Annotated in this window: 2 protein-coding genes; both read left to right on the top strand. The window is 51.7% G+C overall.

The features are described 5' to 3' along the window. Positions 1–43 precede the first annotated feature (43 nt). Complete coding sequence (locus Q8K48_06770; GenBank protein ID MDP1852099.1) at positions 44–742, top strand: reverse transcriptase domain-containing protein; 699 nt, start codon at positions 44–46, stop codon at positions 740–742. A gap of 408 nt (positions 743–1,150) precedes the next feature. After that, positions 1,151–2,260 (top strand): transposase, encoded by a 1,110-nt coding sequence (locus Q8K48_06765; protein ID MDP1852098.1) that lies wholly within the window; start codon positions 1,151–1,153, stop codon positions 2,258–2,260. Positions 2,261–2,991 lie beyond the last annotated feature (731 nt).

The following is a 2,991-nucleotide window of genomic DNA, read 5'->3' as shown; positions in this document are numbered from 1 at the left end:
ATCACGAGCACTATGACACCATCAGGACCATCTGGAAGAGAAAATGCACCAAGTTATCTTTTGCGTTCGGGGCGTCATCTCGCCGCTGCTGGCCAATGTGTACCTGCATTACAGTCTTGATCTGTGGTTTGCTCGGGTGTTCTCCCGGTCGTGCGATGGCAAGTCGCGCCTCATCCGGTATGCTGATGACTTTGTCGTGTGTTTTCAAAGAGAAAGCGACGCGCGACGGTTTCGGGCAGACCTCGAGGAGCGACTGGGAAAATTCGGTTTGGAAGTAGCGGCGGAGAAGACCAAGGTCATGGAGTTTGGCCCCTTGGCCGAGCTGAAGGCACGGACGAGAGGAGAGAAACCCCAGACCTTTGACTTTCTGGGATTGACGCATTTTTGCAGTCGGACGCGAAATGGCCGACGCTTCCGGATGAAGCGCCTTACCTCGCGGAAGAAATTCAAGGCCAAGCTGCTGGCGTTTAAGGAGTGGCTGAAGGCGAATCGAACGACTCCTGTCTTCGAGCTGATGAAGACTGTTGCTGCCAAGGTACGAGGGCATATCGCGTATTATGGTGTGACAGACAATTCTCGGGGAATTGGGCGATATGTCCACGAAGTTCGCGGACTGCTCTTGAAGTGGCTTGACCGTCGAGGAAAGCGAGGGAGCATGACCATGGAAAAGTTCAAGCGGCTCCTTAGAAAGTTTCCTCTGCCGAGACCGGTGATAAAGGTGAACCTGTTCGCATCGAAGTGAAAGTAATGATGAGGAGCCGTGTGCGTGAATAGCGCAAGCACGGTTCTGTGAGGGGCCGGTGACAACGGTGAAGACAAGGTACCATGCAGCAGTCACGTAGTAGCCGCGTGCGGCGAGGCGTCACTAAAAGACTTGTTGCAATACCTTGTATTCACGGGAGAAGCCGGTCTACTCGACTAAACAGTGAAATTTCCGAATTGCCCCACTTCTTGGTAGCGATTTACATAGACGTAAGATGCTGCAAGAATTGACGCACTTACAATAATTGATATAGCTGAGCCTCTTGCAAAATGACTGGAGATTTTCCTGATAACGGAAAAATATTTAATAACATATTGAAATAATTGAGCTTAATGGCATTCTATGGTATTGTTTTGTACCACCAAAACTAAACCAAGGAGAATGCCAATGAAGCTCCCCGACAAGATATCATGGTTGATGGGTTGTGTCCAAAGAAGTCTGTTTCCCCATCTGAACCAATGCTTGAAAACACCGCTTACCGAGCAGGAGGAGCGCCTGGTGTCAATTCTGGAGATTCTCCAGATTGAGCGGTATATTCCAAAGAGCGGGACTCGCTATCGCTGGCCCGGCCGCAATCCTCTTGACCGGAAGGCCGTGGCCCGGTCGTTCGTGGCGAAGGCGCTCTATCGGCATCCGACGACCAGCGATTTGATCCGCGCCTTGCAGTCGGCAGAGAATTTGCGGCGTATATGCGGGTTTGTGACTTCTCGAGATATTCCGTCGGAAGCAACATTCTCGCGGGCCTTCGCCGAATTTGCCGCCAGCGGGCTTGGCAACCGGGTTCACGATGAGCTGGTTGGGGAATACCTTTCTGATGAGCTTGTCGGACACATAAGCCGGGATTCCACGGCCATTACCGGTCGCGAGAAGCCGGCGAAAAAGGTGGCAAAAGAGCCCAGGAAGCCCCGCAAGAGAGGGCGTCCCGCCAAGGGTGAGCAGCGGGAGCCGGCCGTCGAGAAGCGAATTGACCGCCAGGTCCACCAGACTGCGGAGGAAGCCATCCGTGAGCTGCCGGTCACCTGCGACCGTGGGACCAAGAAGAATGCCAAGGGGTACAAGATGTCTTGGAACGGCTACAAGCTGCATCTGGATATAAACGATACGGGGCTGCCGGTCAGCGCCCTTGTCACTTCTGCTTCGCTGCATGACAGCCAGGCAGCCATTCCGCTGATCAAGCTGACCAGCAGGAAGGTGACATACCTCTATGACCTGATGGATGCAGCCTACGATGCCATGCGGATAGCGGAGACAAGCCGGGAATTTGGGCATGTCCCGATCACGGATAAAAATGGACGTGGTCAGGAGGTCATCCCCATGGCGCCTCACGAAGCAGAACGCTATAAAATCCGGTCCACTGCGGAACGGGCAAACAGTCGGCTGAAGGAAGACTTCGGAGCCAACAATGTCATGGTCAAAGGACACAGCAAGGTAACCCAGCACCTGATGTTTGGGGTCATCGCCCTGTTTGCGGATCAGCTTCTACGTCTGCTCGGTTAGGTTGTCAAAGATCAAAAAAACGTGTCATCGCGGGGAGAGGTGCGCCCGCCGTGGCAGAATATTCGCAAAAAACGGCAAAATGAGTATTGAAAGGTTAACCATGCTCCATCGATAGGCAAAAAATCGACAGGAAAATTTGACCGTGATTTACAAACGCTCATTTTGCAAGAGGCTCCGTGAATTTGCCTTAAAGCCTGTCAGCAAAAAAGATCTAGCGGATATGGTGCGGAGGGCGTTGGATGACGCGCAACAGGGATGGCAAAAAACCGCCGGCATCGCATAACTATGTTAAGTTATTGGAATTACACACAAGCAAGATTGACCTTTCAGCTTTACCTATTTACCGGCAAATTCCCGCTGTCGTCTATCTGCATGGCCGATCTCAACCAGTCAACGAGCATCCTTTGAAATCCCGCCACTGAATTTCAACCGTTCTCTACGGGATAATTTAAAATTGCGGTCTTGCTGAAACAGTTGATATTGCCAATGATTTTGATGATGTCATCAAGTTTCCGCTTATCACCCCTCTTGTGAATTATATCGAGTTAGGAATGCGTAGGATGCAGCTGTATTTCGTTGTCAAGACTGTTAGGTTGATGTAGATATCAGCACTGTAGGTTGGGGTGAGGAACGAACCCCAACATTGTGTCATGAAACCGGATGGTTGCAATGCGGTACCGGCGCGCACGGGTTGATGGCGGCACATATTTTTTCACCGTGAATCTTGCCCC

This window comes from Candidatus Planktophila sp. (assembly GCA_030681675.1).
Classification (GTDB): Bacteria; Actinomycetota; Actinomycetes; order Nanopelagicales; family Nanopelagicaceae; genus Planktophila.
This window is presented reverse-complemented; position numbering and strand designations above follow the sequence as displayed.